This window comes from Candidatus Sericytochromatia bacterium (assembly GCA_035285325.1).
Taxonomy (GTDB): domain Bacteria; phylum Cyanobacteriota; class Sericytochromatia; order S15B-MN24; family JAQBPE01; genus JAYKJB01.
Genome location: JAYKJB010000061.1, coordinates 1 through 15,925 on the forward strand (window position 1 = coordinate 1; position 15,925 = coordinate 15,925).

At 60.6% G+C, this 15,925-nt stretch carries 7 protein-coding genes and 1 pseudogene; 1 reads left to right on the top strand and 7 read right to left on the bottom strand.

The window, feature by feature from the left end:
• The 7 genes and pseudogenes from VKP62_07785 to rpoB form a co-directional block, all read right to left on the bottom strand.
• A partial coding sequence (locus VKP62_07785) for a GTP-binding protein (GenBank protein MEB3197091.1) occupies positions 1–217 on the bottom strand: 217 nt, incomplete at its 3' end.
• Positions 218–325: 108 nt separating this feature from the next.
• Positions 326–2,413 carry an elongation factor G gene (gene fusA, locus VKP62_07790; GenBank protein MEB3197092.1) on the bottom strand — a complete coding sequence of 696 codons (2,088 nt, stop codon included), beginning with the start codon at positions 2,411–2,413 and terminating at the stop codon, positions 326–328.
• A gap of 62 nt (positions 2,414–2,475) precedes the next feature.
• Complete coding sequence (gene rpsG / locus VKP62_07795) at positions 2,476–2,946, bottom strand: 30S ribosomal protein S7 (protein ID MEB3197093.1); 471 nt, start codon at positions 2,944–2,946, stop codon at positions 2,476–2,478.
• Positions 2,947–2,978: 32 nt separating this feature from the next.
• Positions 2,979–3,386: a 30S ribosomal protein S12 gene (gene rpsL, locus VKP62_07800; GenBank protein MEB3197094.1), complete on the bottom strand. Its 408-nt coding sequence runs from the start codon at positions 3,384–3,386 to the stop codon at positions 2,979–2,981.
• Between the two features lie 381 nt (positions 3,387–3,767).
• Positions 3,768–4,901: a metallophosphoesterase gene (locus tag VKP62_07805; GenBank protein MEB3197095.1), complete on the bottom strand. Its 1,134-nt coding sequence runs from the start codon at positions 4,899–4,901 to the stop codon at positions 3,768–3,770.
• 216 nt (positions 4,902–5,117) lie between these two features.
• Positions 5,118–10,736: a DNA-directed RNA polymerase subunit beta' gene (gene rpoC / locus VKP62_07810; GenBank protein MEB3197096.1), complete on the bottom strand. Its 5,619-nt coding sequence runs from the start codon at positions 10,734–10,736 to the stop codon at positions 5,118–5,120.
• 122 nt (positions 10,737–10,858) lie between these two features.
• A pseudogene (gene rpoB / locus VKP62_07815) lies at positions 10,859–14,041 on the bottom strand (DNA-directed RNA polymerase subunit beta).
• A gap of 404 nt (positions 14,042–14,445) precedes the next feature.
• Here rpoB and ffh point away from each other — a divergent pair.
• Positions 14,446–15,894 carry a signal recognition particle protein gene (gene ffh / locus VKP62_07820; protein MEB3197097.1) on the top strand — a complete coding sequence of 483 codons (1,449 nt, stop codon included), beginning with the start codon at positions 14,446–14,448 and terminating at the stop codon, positions 15,892–15,894.
• Positions 15,895–15,925: the final 31 nt, after the last annotated feature.

Here is a 15,925-nt window from a genome sequence, read left to right on the forward strand (position 1 = left end):
CCGTCTCGTACTCCACGTGAGCCGTGTTGATCGTGATACCGCGAGCCTTCTCTTCCGGCGCCGCGTCGATCTCGTCGTAACGCTTTGCTTCCGCCTGGCCCAACGCGGCCAACGTCATCGTGATCGCAGCCGTCAACGTGGTCTTGCCATGGTCGACGTGCCCGATGGTGCCGATGTTCACGTGCGTCTTGTTACGCTCGAACTTTTGCCGTGCCATATCGTTAAACGTTCCTTTCTTGCATCTTAACCTAAGTTATATAGAAGGAGGGCGGCGAAAACTTGCTTCGGAACGAACGCCCGATCAAGCTTTCGCCGCGCAAGGAGGTCAGGCCTTGACGCCCTTGACCTTCGCGATAATGCCTTCCGCGATGTTCTTGGGCACCTCGTCGTAGTGACTCGGCTCCATCGAATACGTGCCACGACCCTGGGTCGCGGAGCGAAGGTCGGTGGAATAGCCAAACATCTCGGCCAGAGGAACCATCAAACGAATCGTTTGAAGTCCCATCGCCACTTCCATCCCTTCCACCACGCCACGCCGACGGCCTTGAAGGTCACCGATGACGTCGCCGGTGTACTCTTCAGGCACCACGACCTCAACCTTCATGATGGGCTCGAGCAGGACGGGGTTGGCCTTGGCGGCACCTTCCTTCAGCGCCATCGAACCGGCGATCTTGAAGGCCATTTCGTTCGAGTCCACATCGTGGTAGGAACCGTCGAAAATGGTGACCTTGACGTCGATCAACTGGAAGCCAGCCATCACGCCGCCGCCAAGAGCCTCTTCGACACCCTTTTCGACTGCCGGGATGTACTCACGCGGAACGACACCGCCCACGATCTTGTTGACGAACTCAAAGCCCTTGCCAGCTTCGTTGGGCTCAATTTCAAGCCAGACATGGCCGTACTGACCCCGTCCACCACTCTGGCGGACGAATCGCCCTTCCTGCTTGACGGCCTTGCGAATGGTTTCGCGATAGGCCACCTGAGGTTTGCCGACGTTGGCTTCAACCTTGAACTCCCGAAGCAGGCGATCAACGATGATTTCAAGGTGCAGCTCGCCCATGCCCGAGATAATCGTCTGCGCCGTCTCGGGGTCGTTGTGGACCCGGAAGGTCGGATCCTCTTCAGCCAGCTTGCCGAGCGCAACACCAAGCTTGTCCTGGTCCGCCTTGGTCTTGGGCTCGATGGCCACGTGAATGACAGGCTCCGGGAAATCCATCGCTTCGAGAATGATCGGCGACTTCTCATCACACAAGGTGTCACCCGTCGTCGTCACCTTCAAACCAACGCCCGCAGCAATATCACCACAGAAAATCTCATCAATCTCCTGACGGGTGTTGGCGTGCATCTGAAGAATGCGGCTGATGCGCTCGCGCTGATTCTTGACGGAATTCAACACGTAGCTACCCGAGGACAGCGAACCCGAATACACGCGGAAGAAGGTCAACTTCCCGACGAAAGGGTCCGTGATGATCTTGAACGCCAGCGCCGAAAAGGGTTCGGAGTCAGCTGTGCGACGGCTATCAGCCTCGTCCGTGCCGGGCTTGAGGCCCTTGACGTCTTCAATGTCGGTCGGAGCGGGCAGGAAGTTGATGACCGCATCCAGCATGGGCTGAACGCCCTTGTTCTTGAAGGCGGAGCCGCAGGTCACGGGCACCAGGTTGATCGCCAGGCAACCCTTGCGGAGGCCGCGAATGATCTCATCCGCAGTCAGCTCCTGTCCCTCAAGGTACTTGTTGAGCAGTTCGTCATCCTGCTCGGCCGCCGCCTCGAGCATCTGGTGACGATACTCCTTGGCCTTCTCGAGCAGGTCGGCCGGAATGTCTTCCTCCCGAATGTCCTTGCCCACGTCATCGTAGTAACGGATGGCGCGCATCGAGATCAGGTCCACCACACCGCGGAAGTTCTCTTCAGCCCCGATGGGAATCTGAACGGGAACGGGATTGGCCTTCAGGCGCTGACGCATCTGGTCGAGCACGCGATAGAAATCCGCCCCGATCCGGTCCATCTTGTTGACGAACACCATGCGGGGGACCTTGTACCGGTTGGCCTGGCGCCACACCGTCTCCGTCTGGGGCTGCACACCACCGACCGAGCAGAAAACGGTGACCACCCCGTCGAGCACCCGCAGCGAGCGCTCAACTTCGATGGTGAAGTCCACGTGTCCAGGGGTGTCAATGATGTTGATCCGGTGATCGCGCCACTGGCAGGTCGTCGCAGCCGACGTGATCGTGATGCCACGCTCCTGTTCATGGACCATGTAATCCATGGTCGCCGCACCCTCATGCACTTCACCGATCTTGTGCACCTTGCCGGTGTAATAGAGGATTCGTTCCGTGGTCGTGGTCTTGCCGGCGTCGATGTGAGCCGCAATACCAATGTTACGCGTCCGCTCGAGCGGAAATTGCCTGGGCATCGCTTATCCTTGCAAACGACCCATCCCCGGGGACAGAGGACTGGGGTAAAGGGAAACCAGAACTACCAGCGGTAGTGCGCGAAGGCCTTGTTCGCCTCAGCCATCTTGTGGGTATCTTCCTTCTTCTTGACGGAAGCGCCCACACCGGTGGCGGCATCATTGAATTCGCCCGCCAGCTTCTCGATCATGGATTTACCCGTGCGCTTGCGGGCATTGGCAATCAACCAGCGAATGGCAAGCGCCGTGCCACGGTCAGCCTTGACTTCGACGGGCACCTGATAGGTAGCGCCACCAACGCGACGCGGCTTGACTTCAATCAGAGGGCGAACGTTGTGAACCGCCTTCTGGAACGTTTCCAGCGGCTCCTTGCCCGCCCGGGCAGCGGCGTTATCCAGCGCAGTGTAGAAGATGCGCTCGGCCAGGCTCTTCTTGCCCTGGATCATCATCGTGTTGATGAATCGGGTCACCAGCACGTTGGAGAACACAGGATCGGGGGTAGGGGGACGCTTCGCGATGCGACCACGACGGGACATGAACGTACTTCTCCTCAAACAGTCTCGGCGGACTACTTCTTCTTACCGGCGGCTGCAGCGGCCTGACCCGGCTTGGGACGCTTGGCGCCATACTTTGAACGGCTCTGCATCCGCCCCTTGACACCCGCCGCATCCAGCGTGCCACGAACGATGTGATACCGAACACCGGGCAGGTCCTTCACACGGCCGCCGCGAATCAACACCACGGAGTGCTCTTGAAGGTTGTGGCCCACGCCCGGGATGTAACTCGTCACCTCGATGTGGTTCGTCAATTTGACACGGGCGACCTTCCGAAGGGCCGAATTCGGCTTCTTGGGCGTGGTCGTGTACACGCGGGTGCAAACACCTCGACGCTGGGGGCACGCCTTCAAGGCCGGAGACTTGGTCTTGACGATCACCTTGATCCGCTCCTTACGGACCAACTGACTAATGGTGGGCAACGGTCTTCCTCCTCAGGAAAAATGGTCCGAATGCGGCGATTGAACGACCCGTCAGGGCCGAATGAACCCGCACACCGGGGCAGGGCGAGGGCCGAGAGGCCCAGACGAACCCGCCACGACCAGTGTTCGCGCGGGAACTTAGCACTTCGGGCAGCGAGGCATGAGCCACAAACCACCCATAAGGACCTCTTAATATACCTGAATGCCTGAACGGGTGTCAAATTGCGGACTTCCGGCCGGTCCAGCCGATCAATCCAAGCCACGGCGGGCAGACCCGCACCCAGCGCGGATTCAGCGACGATCCTCAAGTCAGGCTCCACGGATCCGGGCGTACACGGATCCAAAGAGACGCGTGATCTAGAGTTTAATTTTTTATTAATTCTACCGCCGCACCCGGAACGAATCGAAGGTTCGTCCCTGCGTATCGATGGCGGCCACCTCCACCTCGTCGTCGGTGAGGTTCACCCCAAGAAAGTGATATACCGGACGCACATATGCACTGTGCGGCTGAGCGGCTGCGCGCCGTAACCAGGCCCCACCGCCACCTGTCACAAAATAGGTGGTGGGACGCCCATCAGGCACGAAATCCTCCAAGCTGCGCGACCGTTCGTAGTGATGATCGTGGCCAGAAAAAACGATTTCCACGTCATGGCGCTCGAACAAGGGGCCCAAAGCCTGCCGTACGTACAGACTGGAACCGTGCGCCCCGCCGCTGTAAGGCGGATGGTGAAAAAAGGCAAACTTCCAGCGAGCCGCACTGTTCCGCAGGGCCGCTTGCAACCAGCGATACTGGGTGCTGCCAGGCGCAAATGGCGAATTGGTATCGAGCGCAAAAAACTCCGCCAATCCAGCTCGAAACTGATACCATCGCTCGGTTTCGGCCGGGTGAGCGCGGGGCACCTCAAAAAACGCCAAGTAAGGGCCAGCCGAATCGGTGCGCTGGTCATGGTTGCCGATACTGGGATACACCACACAGCGAGAGAGAAGACGGTGATAAGGAAGCCAGAAGCGACCCGCGTAGTTCTCCGCCTCGCCTCCCTCATAGATCACATCACCGGTGTGCAACACGAAATCGGGCTTCCAGGCCTCCAATGCATCGGCCACCGCGAACTGCTGCGGCGCCCCACTACCGGAATCCCCCAGCACCGCAAAGCGAAGGCGCGACCCTGGGGCATCGGGAAGGGTACGGAAGGTCCCCCTGCCTAATTCGCGCTCTGCTTGCCGGACCACGTAGGCATAGGCCGTTGCGGGACGGAGCCCAGCGAGGCGAACGGCATGCTGGAGACCGGGGCTGGAGTCCCGTGTCAGGACGGGCTTACCGGCGTCGCTATACACATCGAGACGACAGGCGGCAGGATACCCCAATCGCCACATAACCGTCACGCTCGTGTCCGTACCCGCCTGGAGATAGGGCCCAACCAGCACGGGCGAGGACGAACTGGCGGCAAGCGCCACCTGACAGGCCAGGGCCCCCAAAGCCAAAGCCAGCCCAGCACGCATCCACCAGACTGCCACGCAGCACCTCTCAGACTGTGACCCCAATCCCCGCAAAGCCGACGTTCAACACATATGCTGGAAATGGAGAGCGGCATCCACTGAACCCTCGGATGGGGAACGCTGCCTCTTCATCCCTAACACAATGACGGCCGACGCGCGATGCGTCGGCCGTCATTGTAGTGGCTTTTCAGGACGGCCGCGAGTTCGCGCGACCGTCCTTGAAGACAGCTGCCGTTAGATCTCCTCGTCCGGGGCGGACTCATCGCCCAGTTCGTCCTCATCCCCATCTTCGGGCATGATGGCTTCCCCGGGAGAAAGGTCCTCGGAAGACATCCCAGCGGCGGATTCCTCCGCGAGACGAGCGCCCACCCCAACCGGCGCGCCGATCAGCTCTGAAGCAGAACTGGGCAGCAGGTAGTCGGGAGCGACGGGCTCATCGTCCTGTTGGTTGAACAAGCCGGTACCGGCCGGAATCAAGCGACCGATCACGACGTTCTCCTTGAGGCCGTGGAGCCAATCCTTCTTGCCTTCGATCGCCGCCTCAGTGAGAACACGGGTCGTTTCCTGGAAGGAAGCCGCCGAGATGAAGGACTCGGTGTTGAGCGAGGCCTTCGTGATCCCCAGCAGAATCGGCGTGGTCACCGCGGGGCGCCCTTCCTTGTCCGTGATCATGCGCTGTTCCCGGTCAAGCTCGAGAACATCGACCATTTCGCCAGGGAGCAAGGTGGTGTCACCCGGATCGTCGACCTTCATCTTGCGGGTCATCTGCCGCACGATCACTTCGATGTGCTTGTCGGCGATCTCCACCCCCTGCGAGCGATAGACCATCTGGACTTCGTCCACCAGGAATCGCTGCAGACGCTCGACCCCCTGCACACGCAGTACGTCGTGGGGATTGATCGGACCGTCCGTGAGCGGATCCCCCTTGGCGATCGCCTCACCGTCGGACACGATCAAGCGCCCCCCCGGCGGCACGGCATACTCCTCGGTTCCCACCTCGGTCTCGATAAAGACGCGGACGTTCTCATCGAAGTCGATCAGCAGCTTGACCGTTCCGTCGTGCTCCGCAATCACCGCGGACTCCTTGGGTTTGCGACCCTCCAGGAGTTCCTCGACACGAGGCAGACCCTGAATGATGTCGCCGGTCTTGACGCGATCGTAGACGAGCGTCGCGAGGTTCTCACCCCGCTGAACCATATCGCCCTGATCGACCATCAACTGAGTACCGCTGCTGATCAGATAGGGACGCCCGTGACGGATGGCCACGTGCCCCTTGTCGTGCAGACGAATCTTGCCACCATCCGGTGCTGCCAAGCCGTCGGCCAAGGGATCACCTTCCCGCACCATGGCACCGTCTTCCAGAGCAAGCTTGCCCTTGAACGGAACCAGCACCTCATGTTCCGGCGTGATAAGCACCAAGCGCCGGACCTCGCGCCCATCCCCCGCGTCGTACGAGGAGGGGAACTGAACGATGCCGTCGGTGTGGCTCAGAATTTCGGTCTTCACCACCGTGGTCTTGGGCTTGATGGTGGCGCCATCCTTGGCCTCAAGGGTGGTGACGATGAATTCTTCCTTGTGTTCGCCGAAGCGGCCCACTGAGGGAAGGTCACGCCGCAGGGCCATGTTCTCGAGGATCACGATGGCGAAGTCGAACGTCTGCTCCTCGCCTTCCTTGGGTTCTCCCTTGGGCGTGATCTCGATTCGCCCGGCCAGATTGCCAAGGCCAGGCCCCTTGGTCAGCACCAGTTCGGTCCGGATCAGCGGTGTGCCAGCCTTGACGCGTTCACCGTTCTTGACGGCCAGACGCGTGAGCGACTTGAGCCCAAGCTCATCCGTGGTGCTCTTGAAGTTCAGGGTCGAATCCGCTGGCAGCACATGGAACCGCTCGATCAGCCGAACGATCACGATGCGCTCGCCCTCGGGGCCCTCGATAACCTTCACGAGACCCTCGTGGGGGGCCGTGAAGCCCTGCGCGATGACGGCGCCCTTGGCCACCAGATCATCTTCCTTCACGTGAAGTTCGAGTCCATCCGGAACGTCCACCCGGGTGCCGGGATACACGTAAGCTTCCTTCACCATGTCGTTGTCGATGAACAACTCCAGGATGCCAGCCGTCTTCGTGTAGTAGTCATGGCCGTCAATCAGGCTCGTGCCCGGCTCGACGAACATGCCCGACTTCAAGCCGAAGCCCAACGCACTATCCGGCTTGTTGATCGTGATCATCTCTTCAGGGACGAAAAGAATCTCGCCCTTCTTGGTGACCAGACGACGGTCGGAGCGCTCGGAAAGGCTACCCTCCACGAAGCGAACTTCACCGGTACCAGACACGGTGAACTTTTCGTCCACATGGTCGGCCAGCACCACGGCATCCCCTTCGACCCGCTGACCGTCGACGACGCGCAGGGTGTACTGGGTGCCGTCCGTTGCCTTCAGGAACAGATCCTTCTTGCCGGCGGTCACTTCGGTGCCAGGCAACACCATGTTGGCCGTGACAATCGCAATGTCGCGACCAGCGGTGATGACGGTGCGCCCGTCCAATACCTCGGTGCGGATGTCGGCGCCGAGCCGCAGTTTGCCGCCGTGCTCGGTGACCATCCGGTACTCCGTCAGCACCTCGCCCTGCTTGACACGCTGGCCAGGCTTGATGGCCGCGTGGTATCCAGCCGGCAACGTATAGGTGTCGCCAGCCAGAACCCAAACCTCGCCCGCCCGGTCGGCGGTCTTGGTCACGTTGCCCTGACGGTCGCGACGCTCCGAAGGCCGGAAGCCGACGAACTCCACCGTGCCGGCGATGTCCGCCGAGATGTCCTTGTAGGCCTTCTCAAGCGACTTGCGGCTGGTCCGGCCGGACTCCACGACCGACTCGGCAATGAGATCACCCTTGTGGACCTCTTGCCCCTCGGCCACCAGCACCCGATAACCGGCCGGCACGACCACCGAATAGGCCTTTTTGGCCGTCTTCAGGCTGAGGACATGTTCCCGCTCGGTCACCATGACCACGTCTCCGTGGCGGGTCCGATGTTCGCGCGCGGACAGGTCGCCCACGACCATCTGGCCGTTGTGGTCCGCCTTGACGACGGCCGTGCTCGAGTTCTTGGTGAACACGCCGCCGGTATGGAAGGTCCGCATGGTCAGCTGAGTACCCGGCTCACCGATCGACTGAGCCGCGATGATACCCACCGCTTCACCGATATCGACCTTCTGATTGTTGGTCAAAGACCAGCCATAGCATTCCCGACAGACACCATTGCGGCTCTGGCAGGTGAGCGGGGAGCGAATCTTCACCGCCGGGACGTCAGCGCCGACGATCATCGAGGAAAGCAACTGCGTCAGCACCGTGTTCGCAGGCACCAGGATGTCCCCGGTCGCCGGGTCGAGCACATCGTCTGCGAGCACACGACCCTTGAGACGCTCACCAAGCGATACCACCACCGAATCGCCATCCTTGATGGAAGTCAAGGCGACGCCACGGTTGGTGCCACAATCCTCCTCGCGAATGATCACATCCTGTGCCACGTCCGCAAGCCGGCGGGTCAGGTATCCGCTGTCAGCCGTGCGGAGCGCGGTATCGACCAAGCCTTTACGAGCGCCGTACGAGGAGATGATGTACTCCGTGACGTTCAGGCCTTCGCGGAAATTGGCCTTGATCGGAAGGTCGATGATTCGACCAGACGGATCGGCCATCAAGCCACGCATGCCGACGAGCTGGCGCACCTGAGACAGGTTACCGCGGGCCCCGGAGAAGGCCATCATGTAAACCGAGTTGAGGCGGTCGAACTTGTCGACGATCAGCTTGGTGACATCTTCTGTGGCTTCCGCCCAGGTGTCGATGGCCTTGTTGTGGCGCTCGACCTCCGTGATGGAGCCGCGCAGATATGCCCGACGCGAACGCTCGATTTCTTGTTCTGCCTGCGCCAGGATCGTCCGCTTCTCGTCAGGGGTGGTCAGGTCGTGGATGGCCACGGTGACGCCTGCGCGGGTCGCGTACTTGAACCCGAGGTTCTTGAGCTGGTCGGCCAGCAAGGCCGCATCAGCCGGTGAGTACTCCTCGAAGGCACGCATCACCACGTTTTCAAGAACCTTCTTGTTGACGATGGTGTTGATGAACGGGAAACCGGCCGGCAGAGACTCGTTGAAGATGATCCGGCCGACGGTGGTCTCGATCACCTGGCCCTTGCCACCGTGTTCCAGGTCGGCCACCTCCTCGGTGCTGGTCTGGAGACGATCGTGCTTGATCCGAACCTTGATCGACGCGTGCAAGTCGAGGTGACCAGTCTGGTAGGCGCCGACGGCATCGGTCAGCGTGCCGAAGACCAGGCCCTCGCCCTTCTTCTTGGAAGCATCAACCGTCGTGAGGTAGTAGCAACCGAGCACCATGTCCTGAGTCGGCGTGATGATCGGACGTCCGGTAGCGGGAGCCAGCACGTTGTTGGTGGACATCATCAGCAGGCGGGCTTCCGTCTGCGCTTCCACCGACAGAGGAACGTGAACGGCCATCTGGTCACCGTCGAAGTCGGCGTTGAAGGCCGTACAAACCAGCGGATGCAGCTGAATCGCCCGTCCCTCGACCAGCACAGGCTCAAAGGCCTGAATGCCGAGTCGGTGGAGCGTCGGGGCACGATTCAACAGCACCGGATGGCCCTTGATGACGTCCTCGAGGATGTCCCAGACGATGGTCTCGCCGCGTTCGATCTTCTTCTTCGCGGACTTGATGTTCTGGACGATTCCGCGCTCGACGAGCTTGTTCATCACGAACGGCTTGAAGAGTTCGAGCGCCATCTCCTTCGGCAGCCCACACTGATGCAGCTTGAGGTAGGGGCCGACGACGATGACGGAACGACCCGAGTAGTCGACGCGCTTGCCGAGCAGATTCTGACGGAACCGCCCCTGCTTGCCCTCGATGATGTCCGAGAGCGACTTCAGCGCCCGGTTGTTCGGACCCACCACGGCGCGACCACGGCGGCCATTGTCGATGAGCGCATCCACCGCCTCCTGCAGCATCCGCATTTCATTGCGGATGATGATGTCAGGCGCGTGCATTTCACGCAGGCGATACAACCGGTTGTTCCGGTTGATCACGCGCCGGTAGAGGTCATTCAAGTCGGAGGTGGCGAAGCGCCCGCCGTCGAGCTGCACCATCGGGCGAAGGTCCGGCGGGATCACAGGAATCACGTCCAGCACCATCCAGCTCGGATCCGTGCTCGACTGAATGAAGGCGTCGACCACGCGCAAGCGCTTGATGGCCTTGGCCCGCTTTTGTCCCGAAGAGCTCACGATCTCCAGCCGCAGCTTCTCCCCCAACTCAGGCAGGTTGAGCTCAGCCAGGAGAATCTTCATCGCCTCGGCGCCCATGCCGGCCTCGAGGGTGCAGTTCTCGTCCGCCATCAGCGTCTCGTAATCATCTTCCGAGATGATGTCCATCCGCTGAAGGTTGGTGGTGCCTGGATCGATGACGATGTAAGAGTTGAAATACACCACATCTTCCAGCTGGCGCAGCGGGATGTCGAGAATCTGCGACAGGTACGAAGGAATGCCCTTCAGATACCAGATGTGGGCGACCGGCGCGGCCAGGTCGATGTGGCCCATGCGGTAGCGACGGACCTTGGAATCGGTCACCTCAACGCCGCAGCGTTCGCAGATTATGCCCTTGTGGCGAACGCGCTTGTACTTGCCGCAATGGCACTCCCAATCCTTGGCGGGGCCAAAGATCCGCTCGCAGAAAAGGCCGTCACGCTCGGGCTTGAGCGTGCGATAGTTGATCGTCTCGGGCTTGGTCACGGCCCCGCGGGACCAGCTACGAATGCGGTCCGGAGAAGCGATGCCGACTTTGATGTAATCAAAATGCTGAGTCATAGGATTTACCGAAAGGTCTCCTTCTCCTCGACGCCCATCGGCATCGACATCACACGGGACAGCTGCGTACGCAGACGATTCCGGGTGTCTTCATCTTCTTCAAACAGCTCGATTTCGCGTCCATCCTGCGTCGCCACGTGAACGTCTAGACACAGGGACTGCAGCTCGCGAATGAGCACCTTGAAGGACTCCGGGATGCCGGGCTTCGAGAGGTTCTTGCCCTTGACGATCGCCTCGTAGGCCTTGGCACGGCCAGGAACGTCGTCCGACTTGATGGTCAGGATCTCCTGGAGGGTATAGGCGGCCCCATAGGCTTCCAGGGCCCACACTTCCATTTCTCCGAACCGTTGTCCACCGAACTGCGCCTTGCCTCCCAGCGGCTGCTGGGTGACCAGCGAGTAGGGTCCCGTGGAGCGCGCGTGAATCTTGTCGTCAACCAGGTGGACGAGTTTCATCATGTAGATGGTCCCGACCGTCACGGGCCGGTCAAACGCCTCACCGGTACGCCCGTCATAGAGCGAAATCTTACCGGTGTTGCTGATCCACTCCCGACCAGACTGCTCGCGAGCAGAGTCCAGCTGGTGTCGCAGCAGGTCGTAGCTACTTTCCTCACCGAACATTTCGTCGAACGGCGGAATCTCGAAGAAAATACCGAGGTTCTTGGCAGCCCACCCCATCAACGTCTCGTAGGATTGCCCCACGTTCATGCGTGAAGGCACGCCCAGCGGGTTGAGCACGATGTCAACGGGCGTCCCATCGGGCAGGAAGGGCATGTCCTCGGCGGGCAGAATCTTCGAGACGATGCCCTTGTTGCCGTGGCGTCCGGCCACCTTGTCACCCACCGAGATCTTCCGCTTCTGAGCGATGTAAACACGCACCACCTGGTTCACACCCGGCGGCAGATCATCCCCCTGCTCCCGCGTGAAGACCTTGACGTCGACGACCCAGCCTTTCTCTCCGTGAGGAACACGCAGAGAAGTGTCGCGCACGTCGCGGGCCTTCTCACCAAAGATGGCTCGCAGCAGCTTCTCTTCCGGGGGATGTTCGGATTCACCCTTCGGGGTGACCTTGCCCACGAGGATGTCGTCGGGTTCCACCTCGGCACCAATGCGAATGATGCCCCGTTCATCGAGGTCCTTCAACGCATCCTCACCGACGTTGGGCACTTCGCGGGTGATCTCCTCGTTGCCGAGCTTGGTGGCCCGCGATTCGATCTCGTACTTCTCGATGTGAATCGAGGTGAACACGTCGTCCATGACCAGGCGCTTGTTGATCAAAATCGCGTCTTCGAAGTTGTAGCCTTCCCAAGGCATGAAGGCCACCAGCAGATTCTGACCGAGGGCCAGCTCACCGAGGTGGGTGGCAGGGCCGTCAGCAATCACCTGTCCCGCCTCGACGCGGTCTCCGCGCTTGACGATCGGACGCTGATTGAGGCAGGTATCCTGGTTCGAGCGCAGGAACTTGGTCAGCGGATACCAGCGGTCACGGCCGCTGTCGCTCTTGATCTTGACGCGGGTGGCCTCCACCTGGGTCACCGTGCCTCCTTCGATCGCCGTGACCACCAGGCCCGAGTCGATGGCGGCGCGGGTTTCGAGCCCCGTGCCGACGCGCGGACGCTCGGGGCGGAGCAGCGGAACAGATTGACGCTGCATGTTGGAGCCCATCAGCGCCCGGTTGGCGTCATCGTGCTCGATGAAGGGAATCAGGGCCGTGGCCACCGAAATGATCTGAATGGGGGAAACACCAATCAGGTCGACTTCGTGAGGAGCGGCGAACAAGAACTCGGCCTTGTAGCGCACAGGCACCTTGTCGTCGCGGAAGCGCTTGCCGTCCGGGGTGAGGGGCGTGTCACCGGCAGCCGTGCGGAAGGCGTCTTCCTCTTCGGCCGTCAGGTAAACGATTTCATTGGTGATTTCACCGTGCACGACGCGCCGCCAGGGCGCCTCGATGAAGCCATAGTCGTTGACTCGCGCGTAGGTCGCGAGCGACCCGATCAGACCGGCATTCGGACCTTCAGGCGTCTCAATGGGACAGATGCGGCCGTAGTGCGAGGGGTGGATGTCGCGCACCGCGAAGCCCGCGCGTTCCCGCGTCAAACCACCGGGGCCCAACGCCGACAGCCTGCGCTTGTGCGTCAGTTCCGCCAGCGCATTGGTCTGGTCCATGAACTGCGACAGCTGAGACGAGCCGAAGAACTCCTTGATGGCGGCCACCAAAGGCTTGGCGTTGACCAGGTTCTGGGGCGTCAGCGTCTCGGGCTCCTGGATCGTCATCCGCTCCCGGATGATGCGCTCCAAGCGTGTCAAGCCGACCCGGAACTGGTTCTGCAGCAACTCTCCGACCGACCGAATGCGACGGTTGCCGAGATGGTCGATGTCATCCACTTGACCCACGTCGAAGTTGAGGTTGATCAGGTAATCGATGACGCCGACGATGTCCTCGCGGGTCAGAATCCGCTCGGCCATGGGCGTCGACAGGCCCAGCTTCTTGTTCATCTTGTAGCGACCGACGCGCCCAAGGTCGTAGCGCTTGGGGTCGAAGAAGCGGGCGCTCAGAACCGAGCGGCCGCCTTCCACGGAAGGCATGTCGCCGGGGCGCAGCTTGCGATATACCTCGACAAGCGCCTGCTCCATGGTGTCGGTCTTGTCCGCATCCAGGGTCTTCTGCAGGAACTCCTGGTGGCGGAACAGTTCCTGCATCTCGTGGTTCTGGTAACCCAACGCCCGCAACAGGACGGTTGCCAGCAGCTTGCGGGTCTTGTCGATCCGAACGTAGATCAGGTCATTGACGTCCGTCTCGAACTTCAACCAAGCCCCGCGATTGGGGATGATGGTCGCCGAGTACACCTTCTTGCCCGACGGGTCGGTCTCTCGCTTGTAATAGACCCCGGGCGACCGGACGATCTGAGACACGATGACGCGCTCGGCGCCGTTGATGATGAAGGTGCCCTGATCCGTCATAACGGGCAAATCGCCGACAAAGATTTCCTGTTCCTTGACCTCACCCGTCTCCTTCGAGACAAGCCGCACCGGGATGCGCAGCGGGCGGGCGTACGTGGCGTCGCGGGCCCGGCATTCATCAACCGTGTACTTGGGCGTTCCCAAGGTGTAGTTGGTCAGGAAGTGGAGTTCCAGACGGTTGGAGTAATCATTGATCGGAGAAAACGACAGCAGCTCCTCCTTCAACCCTTCCTCGAGGAACCACTGGAACGAGTTGCGCTGAATCTCGATGAGATCCGGCAGGTTATCGGCCAATGAGGTCACACCGCTGTAAGGGGTTACCCGGAGCTTATTCGTTGTAGGCATTCACACCACCCTTAGCTTGTAAGGACAAACGGACGTCTTCGCGCCCACTGCGCACCCCGCAACGGCGGGCCGGCTTGCTGACCGCTTCTTCAGCGTCACTGAACTGGGGGGCGCACCCCATTCGGTGGCTGGCGATCACTTAAGATTCCATTAAATTTTGCGCAGAACAACCATCTTACGCTCCCCCATGGACAACGTCAAGGGCGCATCAGGCCAGGGATCCAACCCTGCCGCGAGGGCTGGCTCAGCTTGACTTCGCGACCTTTGCGGCGGTATGATCGACCGTGATTTTGGGTAGATCGTCGCGCGAGTTTGCGCCGTGCAGACATCTCCAGTACGAGTCGAACATCCGGGTCACCGACTGCCATCGATTCGAAAACCCACCCAGCAACCCAAGCGGTGCGATGTTCGAGACACTGTCAGACAAGATTCAGGGCGTTTTTAGCCGCCTCGTGCGCGGCCAAGGCAAACTGACCGAAGACAACATTTCCGAGGCCTTGCGCGAGGTGCGTCGGGCCCTGCTCGAGGCCGACGTCAACCTGGGCGTGGTCAAGACGTTCGTGGCGCGTGTCAAGGAACAGGCACTCGGCGAAGCCGTCTTGTCGGGTTTGAATCCCGGGCAGACCTTCATCAAGATCGTCCACGATGAACTCATCACGGTGATGGGCCAGGAAGCCGCGCCCTTGGCCAAGGCCCCAACCGGCGTCACGGTCATCCTGATGGCCGGGCTTCAAGGCATGGGAAAGACCACCACCGCAGGCAAGCTGGCCCTCCTGTTGAAGCGACAGGGCATGCGCCCCTTGCTGGCAGCCGCTGACATCTACCGCCCCGCGGCCATCCAGCAGTTGCAAACCCTCGGCAAGCAGATTGACGTTCCAGTGCATGCCCCGGGGGCGATCGATCCGCTGGAAATCGCCGCTCAGGCGTTACAGCGAGCAGAGGCGGAATCATACAACTACCTGATTGTCGACACGGCGGGGCGGCTGCACGTCGACGCGTCGATGATGGATGAGATCACGCGTCTGAAAGCCTTCCTGAAGCCTGCCGAGGTGTTGCTGGTCGTCGATGCCATGATCGGACAAGATGCCGTTCAGATGGCTTCCTCGTTCAATGAGGCCTTGGGGATCAGCGGCGTCGTCCTGACCAAACTCGACGGCGACACGCGCGGGGGAGCGGCCCTCTCGATCCGCCAGGTCACCGGCTGTCCGATCAAGTTTATGGGAACCAGTGAGAAGCTGGACGGCCTCGAGGCCTTCCACCCAGAGCGAATTGCCACGCGCATCCTTGGTATGGGAGATGTCCTCACGCTGATCGAGCGGGCCCAGCAAGCCATCACCTTGGACGAAGCCAAGGCGCTCGAAGCAAAGATGCGAAAGGCCGAGTTCACGCTGGAGGACTTTGCGCAGCAACTTCAACAGATGAAGAAGATCGGTTCGATGGGGCAAATCCTCGAGATGCTTCCCATCCCTGGCTTGAAACAAGCCATTTCCGGGGACCAGTTGGCGCAGGGCGAAGGTCAGCTCAAAAAAATGGAGGTGATCATCGCCTCCATGACCCCCAAGGAACGCCGCCAACCCAAAATCCTGGACCTCTCGCGCAAACTACGCATTGCCAAAGGCTCCGGCACCAAAGTGGAAGACGTGAACAAGTTGCTCAAGGACTTTGATAACCTGAGCAAGATGATGAAGCAATTCGCGGGCTTCCAGAAGTCAATGCCCAAACACCTGCAGAAGGCCATGAAAAAGGGAGGGTTGCCGCAAAACCCGACGGCAGGCCTGCCCGGAATGCCGCTCAGCGGAGCCCCTTTTGAACTCCCCAAGTTGCCTGGAGGCTTTCCTTTTAAATTCAAATAGGGCTTCACTCGCCCCTTTGTCCTCAAACGTT